At 70.4% G+C, this 5930-nt stretch carries 8 protein-coding genes and 2 pseudogenes; 4 read left to right on the plus strand and 6 right to left on the minus strand.

The features are described from left to right. Positions 1 to 64 precede the first annotated feature (64 nt). The 3 genes from Q0R63_RS14360 to Q0R63_RS14370 form a co-directional block, all read right to left on the minus strand. Positions 65 to 262 (minus strand): hypothetical protein, encoded by a 198-nt coding sequence (locus Q0R63_RS14360; RefSeq protein WP_295698601.1) that lies wholly within the window; start codon positions 260 to 262, stop codon positions 65 to 67. Between the two features lie 80 nt (positions 263 to 342). Further along, complete coding sequence (locus tag Q0R63_RS14365) at positions 343 to 1245, minus strand: TerC family protein (RefSeq protein WP_295698603.1); 903 nt, start codon at positions 1243 to 1245, stop codon at positions 343 to 345. Positions 1246 to 1260: 15 nt separating this feature from the next. After that, complete coding sequence (locus Q0R63_RS14370) at positions 1261 to 1785, minus strand: VTT domain-containing protein (protein WP_295698605.1); 525 nt, start codon at positions 1783 to 1785, stop codon at positions 1261 to 1263. 108 nt (positions 1786 to 1893) lie between these two features. Between Q0R63_RS14370 and Q0R63_RS14375 the strand changes: the two genes are divergently transcribed. Next, entirely contained in the window at positions 1894 to 2595 is a 702-nt protein-coding gene (locus tag Q0R63_RS14375; RefSeq protein ID WP_295698609.1) for a methyltransferase domain-containing protein, read from the plus strand. A 2-nt stretch (positions 2596 to 2597) separates the two neighbouring features. On the opposite strand, the gene Q0R63_RS14380 is transcribed toward Q0R63_RS14375, so the two are convergent. After that, positions 2598 to 3287 (minus strand): WYL domain-containing protein, encoded by a 690-nt coding sequence (locus Q0R63_RS14380; protein WP_295698612.1) that lies wholly within the window; start codon positions 3285 to 3287, stop codon positions 2598 to 2600. Positions 3288 to 3402: 115 nt separating this feature from the next. Here Q0R63_RS14380 and Q0R63_RS14385 point away from each other — a divergent pair. Further along, positions 3403 to 3936: pseudogene (locus Q0R63_RS14385) on the plus strand (alpha/beta fold hydrolase); the annotation flags it as partial. 150 nt (positions 3937 to 4086) lie between these two features. On the opposite strand, the gene Q0R63_RS14390 reads toward Q0R63_RS14385, so the two are convergent. Next, positions 4087 to 4455: a VOC family protein gene (locus Q0R63_RS14390; protein ID WP_295698616.1), complete on the minus strand. Its 369-nt coding sequence runs from the start codon at positions 4453 to 4455 to the stop codon at positions 4087 to 4089. Positions 4456 to 4516: 61 nt separating this feature from the next. Here Q0R63_RS14390 and Q0R63_RS14395 point away from each other — a divergent pair, with 61 nt between their 5' ends. Then, a complete protein-coding gene (locus Q0R63_RS14395) occupies positions 4517 to 4975 on the plus strand; it encodes a MarR family transcriptional regulator (RefSeq protein WP_295698614.1) in 459 nt (152 codons plus the stop codon). 89 nt (positions 4976 to 5064) lie between these two features. Here the strand turns inward: Q0R63_RS14395 and Q0R63_RS14400 are convergent. Further along, positions 5065 to 5790, minus strand: a pseudogene (locus tag Q0R63_RS14400) (sugar phosphate isomerase/epimerase family protein); the annotation flags it as partial. Between the two features lie 32 nt (positions 5791 to 5822). Between Q0R63_RS14400 and Q0R63_RS14405 the strand changes: the two are divergent. Then, the coding region (locus tag Q0R63_RS14405; RefSeq protein WP_366521139.1) for an ROK family protein at positions 5823 to 5930 on the plus strand (108 nt) is incomplete at its 3' end.

Here is a 5930-nt window from a genome sequence, read left to right on the forward strand (position 1 = left end):
CCAGACCACGACCTGAGCGGTTCGGGAGGGTGCGCGGTTCGGGAGGGTGCGCGGTTCAGGAGGCTCAGCGGCGCCGGTTGCCGCCGAAGGTCTCGATCGACATCCTCAGGATGATCAGCAGCGCGACCACGACGATCATCACACCCGCGATGACGGCCGGCCGGATCCTCGACTCGACGAGCAGGACCCCGACGACGACCGCGCCGATGATCAGCAGCCAGGACTGCCAGGCGGGGCGGAGGCGTTTGGTGGGCCGGGGCACGCCGCGAGTCTAGGTGTATGCCGTGGCGAGACCGAGGGTGCCGGTCTGCCCCCCGAGCGCGTCATCGGCCGACCGGGCGGTCATCGGCGACGGCCGACGCCGGCCTTCTTGCGAGCCTTCGGCGGCGGGTTGGTGGAGCCCTTGGCCTTGGCCCGGCCGAGCGAGACGGAGTGGGCACCCGAGGCGGAGACCGCCGCCCCGGACAGCTCGGCATACGGCGAATGGAGGTGCACCGGCTCGGTGAGCGTGCCGCGGCGCTTGGCGACCCGCGAGCGGTACATGAGGTTGAGCACCTCGACGGCGATCGCGAACGCGATGGGACCGTAGATGAGTGGTTTCCCGATGTGCACGTCGAACCCCTCGGCCAGGAGGGTCGCTCCGATGAGGACGAGGAAGGTGAGCGCGAGCATCTTGACCGTCGGGTGCTGCTCGACGAAGGCGCTGATCCGCCCGGCGAGCACCATCATCAGCCCGATCGAGAGCACGACGGCCGCGATCATGATGGAGAGCTCGTCGACCATCCCGACCGCGGTGATGACGGAGTCGAGGGAGAAGACGGCGTCGATGAGGACGATCTGCACGATGATCCTCGCGAACGTCGAGGAGGCGCTCCCGGTGCCGGCGCCGATGTGCTCCTCGGCGCCCTCGAGCTTCTGGTGGATCTCCGTGACCGCCTTGTAGACCAGGAAGAGCCCACCGAGGATCAGGATGAGGTCGCGTCCGGAGATCTGCAGGACCTCAGCCGTGCCGATCGAGAACAGCGGCGAGGTCAGCCCGATGACCCACGACGCCGCGAAGAGCAGCCCGATGCGCATCACGAGGGCGAGGCCGAGCCCGAGGGTGCGGGCCCGCGGGCGCTGCGCCTCGGGCAGCCGACCGGTGAGGATCGAGATGAACACCACGTTGTCGATCCCGAGGACGAGCTCGAGGGCGAAGAGCGTGAGGAAGGCGATCCACAGGTCAGGGCTCGAGAAGAAGTCCACGACGGATCCAACGAATCAGCGACTGGGAGGTTCCCCTGTGTCACCTGTGTCCAGACTGGGAACGTGCTTCGGTGTCGTGTCCACGAGGGCGGGCGTCCGCCGACGCCGGACGAGCGCGGTGGCGACGACCACGAGGACGACGGCGACAACGGCGCCCACCACCCACGGCCACGGGGTCCGGCCGAACACGGCCCCGAGCACCACGAACCCGATCGTCGTGTAGACCCACGCCCAGATGAGGTCGCCGCAGACGACCCCGGGGAGGTAGCGGCGCCACGGCATACGGAGGGCTCCGGCCGCGGCGTTGACGGCCGTCTGGAAGCCGACCGTGAGGAAGGAGAGTGTGACCGCCGGTGCGCCCCAACGGCCGACGACCCGCTCGGCCCGTCGGACCGACTCACGGTCGAGGTGGCGCGACAGCCGCGTGCGTTGGCCGCCGGAGCGGAGCGCCCGGCCGGCGAGGTAGGTCGCGCTGCCGCGGGCGAGCGCGCCGAGGAAGAACACCGTGTAGGTGAGCGCGAAGGGCCAGTCGTCCGTCACCTCGCGCAGTCTGGAGATGCCGTGCGGCCCAGGTATGCCGTGCGGCCAGGGCCCGGCTGTCAACAGGACTCGCTGGCGCGCCTCGCCGTCGTCTCGGATCATGGCTCTATGGCCACCGACTCGAGCCGCACCCAGCCTGCCGTCGTGTTTCCCGAGGGGTTCTTCGCCCGCGACGACGAGGGGACGGACACCCGGTTCTACGCTTCGCCGCGACTCGTCACGCACATCGACGCCGGGGCGATCGCTGCGGTGGGCGAGCTCTACGCCGAGCTCGGTGTCGACGGGTCGGCCGACGCCCCCACCCGCGTGCTCGACCTGATGTCCTCCTGGGTCTCGCACCTGCGCACCCCGCCGTCGGAGCTGGTCGTCCTCGGGCTCAACGGGCCCGAGCTGGAGGCCAACCCGATGGCCACCGAACGCGTCGTCCAGGACCTCAATGCCGACCCGGGACTGCCGTTCGAGGACGCGACCTTCGATGCCGTCCTCTGCTGCGTGTCCGTCGACTACCTCACCCGTCCCGTCGAGGTCCTCGCCGAGGCCGCGCGGGTCCTCCGGGTCGGCGCCCCGCTCGTCATCACCTTCTCCAACCGGTGCTTCCCGTCCAAGGCCGTCCACGGGTGGCTGGCCACCGACGACGTCGGACGCTGCGACGTCGTCGCGGCCTACGTCGAGGCGACCGGGATGTTCGACGAGCCGGTCGCCACCCTGCGGACGCCGTCCCGACCCGACTATCGCGGCGACCCGTTGTATGCCGTCGTGGCGCGCTGGGCGGGGTCCATAGCCACCGGAGCGCCCGGACAACCTGACTGAGCTCACACTCCCACCGTCCGCGCGGTCCCCGGCGGGGTGCCGATCGCGGCGATGTCGTGACCGGAGCAGGGGCGCCGGGTCGCGGAGGCCGCACGCACCCGAGAGAGATGGAACCACCGGACGTCGTCGCGCAGCCGGCACCAGCCGACGAGCAGCCAGCGACCGCCGGTGAGGGCGAAGATCATCGGCTCGACCTCACGACGGGTGGAGCGGCCGGTGGCATCGGTGTAGGTGAGGTTGACCGTCACCTGGTCGGTCAGGGCCTGCTCGAGCACCGACATCGTCCGCCGGGGCGCACCCGGGGCCACGTCGACCCAGACCCGGCCGGACAGCTCGGTGACGCGGCGGCGGGCCGCAGGGTCGAGCGCGTCGAGGACCTTGCGGGTCGCAGCCCGGGCGGAGTCGGCGAAGGGCGCGTGCGCAGAGGCGGTGACGGCCGCGACGAGGGCGACGGCCTGGGCTGCGGTGAGGGTGATCGCCGGCAACGAGCTGCTCTCGGCGAGTCCGTAGCCGCCACCCGGGCCCGTGCGGCCCCACACCGGCAGCCCGCCGGCCGCGAGAGCCGCGAGGTCGCGCTTGACGGTGCGGGTCGTCACCTCGAACTCCACGGCGAGCTGCTCGGCCGTGCGACCGCGAGGAGCGACCCGGCGGAGGGACTCGGTCAGGGCGTGGAGGCGTTCGCTGCGGTTCACCTGTCGATAGCGACAGAGATGGTGACGGAGATAGTGACACACGTCTGTCCCTGGCCCGAAGGATCATGGAGGCATGGAGACCACCAGTGACGCCGCTCAGACCGTCCACCCCGCCATGCGTCCCGCGCTGGTCCTCGTGCCCGGCCACTGGCTCGGCGCGTGGGCCTGGAAGGCCGTCACCACCGCCCTCGAGGCCCGCGGGTATGTCGTCACGGCCGTCACGCTGCCCGGTCTCGACCCCGACGACCCTTCCCGGGCTTCGGCCACGATCGAGCAGCAGGCCGACGCCCTCGGCGTGGTCGTCGCCGAGGCCGGCGCGGGTGGCGCACCCGTCGTGCTGGTCGCCCACAGCGGCGCCGGGACGCCGGTGTCGCTGCTGCTCGACCGCGACCCGACGACGGTGGCCCGGGTCGTCTACGTCGACAGCGGCCCGACCGCGGACGGGGCGGTCTTCCTTCCGGACGTGCCGACCGACCTCGTCGAGGTGCCGCTGCCGCCGTTCGAGCAGCTGCGCCAGGGCGTGAGCCTCGAGGGGCTGACCGAGGACGACCTCGATCGTTTCCGGGAGCGCGCGGTCCCGGAGCCGGGACCGGTGGTCAGCGGGGCGGTCACGCTGACGAACGACGCCCGGCGCGACGTGCCCGCGACGATCATCTGCTGCTCGTTCCCGTCCGCGGCGATGATGCAGATGGCCTGCGACGGACACCCGATGATGGCCGAGGTCGCCATCCTGCGCGACCTCCAGCTCGACGACCTCCCGACCGGCCAGTCGGCGACCCGTCCGGTGGCGTTCGACGCATCAGGCGCGGTCGTGGAGCGTGACCTGGTAGCCGTCAGGGTCGGCGAAGGTGAACGTCAGGCCGAAGGGGCCCTCGATCGGTGCGGAGACGATGGTGTGACCGCCGGCGACGAGAGAGTCGTGGATGGCCTGGACGTCTGTGGCGTGGAGCCAGATCGCGGCACCGATGCCTGGTTGAACGACGGATGCGAGATCGGTGCCGGGGACGACGTCGCGGAGGGCGAACGCGATCGGCTGGGTCTCGAAGACGACGGCGTGCGGAGGCCCGGCCGGCGAACGGACGAGACCGAGGTACTGCTCGTAGAACGCCTGTGAGGCGACGAGGTCGCGGGCTTGCGGTGAGATGAAGTCAGGGCCGGTGGCGGGCATGGTGTGCTCCTTCAGTTGTGTCAGTTATCTGACATCCATCAATGTATGTCAGAGTACTGACATGAGTCAACACGGTGTCGGCGTCGACCTGCAGACGTCCCTGGGGTACCTGCTGAAAGAGGCGTCGAGCACGCTCCGCGCAGCCATGGAAGAGGTGCTGCGACCGCTCGGGATGACCGTGACGCACTACGCCTGCCTCGAACTGTTGGCACAACGACCGGGCTTGTCGAACTCCGAGCTCGCGCGGGGCGCGTTCGTCACACGGCAGTCGATGAATGTGCTGCTCCAGGCCCTGGAACGAGAGGGACACGTGACCAGGCCCGCCGAGGCACCCGTCGGGAAGGTCCTTCCCACGCGGCTCACGCCTCGAGGACAACGACGCCTCGAGACGGCGACCGTCGCGGTCCGGTCCGTGGAGGTCAGGATGCTGGCCGGCATGACCGAGACCGAGCAGTCAGGCGCGATCCGGATCCTGCGGAGCATGATCACTTCGCTGCGCGATGGCCACGACGGTCTGTAGCGGCCATGTCGTCGACACGTCGTCATCGCCGGGTCCCTCCCGCCAGCCACGGCAAGACTCGTCCACCCGGAGCGTCGACAACATCGGTCTCAGGCGTCGGGCGCCGCGGATCGAGCTGACCCTGACCTGCTCTCGCTCGAGAACGCCGCATCAAAGGGCAGCAGCGGCGGGTCGAACACCGAGTCGGCGACGAACCCTCGGGCCTCCGCCGCACCGACCAGCCGGTCCATCCCGGCGTCCTCCCACTCGATCGAGAGCGGCCCGGCATACCCGATCGTGTTGAGCATCCGGAAGCAGTCCTCCCACGGCACGTCGCCGTGACCCGTCGAGACGAAGTCCCAGCCCCGCCGAGGGTCCGCCCACGGCAGGTGCGATCCGAGCACCCCGCGGCGGCCGTTGCCGATGCGCAGCCGGGCGTCCTTGCAGTCGACGTGGTAAATCCGGTCCCGGAAGTCCCACAGGAACATCACCGGATCCAGCCCCTGCCAGATGAAGTGGCTGGGGTCCCAGTTGAGCCCGAAGGCGGGCCGGTGCCCGATGGCCTCGAGGGCCCGCTCGGTCGTGTAGTGGTCGTAGGCGATCTCGCTCGGGTGCACCTCGTGCGCGAACCGGACCCCCTCCTGGTCGAAGACGTCCAGGATCGGGTTCCAGCGGTCCGCGAAGTCCTGGTATGCCGCGTCGATGAGACCCTGCGACACGGGCGGAAACATCGCCACGTACTTCCAGGCCGCCGAACCGGTGAAGCCCCGCACCCGGACGCCCTCGGGGTCGCCGTCGCCCCACGCCGTCGGTGCCAGCATGTCGCGGTGTCGCTGGCCTGGCGCACGGGCACGCCGACCTGATCTATGTGAAGGTCGGATCGGGGATCGGGGCAGGCCTGGTGACGAGGGGTAGCCTGCACCGCGGGGCACAGGGATGTGCCGGCGACATCGGTCACGTCACCGTCGACGACTCG

The sequence above is a fragment of the Lapillicoccus sp. genome (genome assembly GCF_025353065.1).
Taxonomy (GTDB): Bacteria; Actinomycetota; Actinomycetes; order Actinomycetales; family Dermatophilaceae; genus Lapillicoccus.

What these genes read in the sequence shown, in the direction of transcription:
- Q0R63_RS14375 (WP_295698609.1), top strand. Translation starts at nt 1,894, where the DNA reads ATGGCCACCGACTCGAGCCGCACCCAGCCTGCCGTCGTGTTTCCCGAG.
- Q0R63_RS14395 (WP_295698614.1), top strand. Translation starts at nt 4,517, where the DNA reads ATGAGTCAACACGGTGTCGGCGTCGACCTGCAGACGTCCCTGGGGTAC.
- Q0R63_RS14390 (WP_295698616.1), bottom strand. Translation starts at nt 4,455, where the DNA reads ATGCCCGCCACCGGCCCTGACTTCATCTCACCGCAAGCCCGCGACCTC.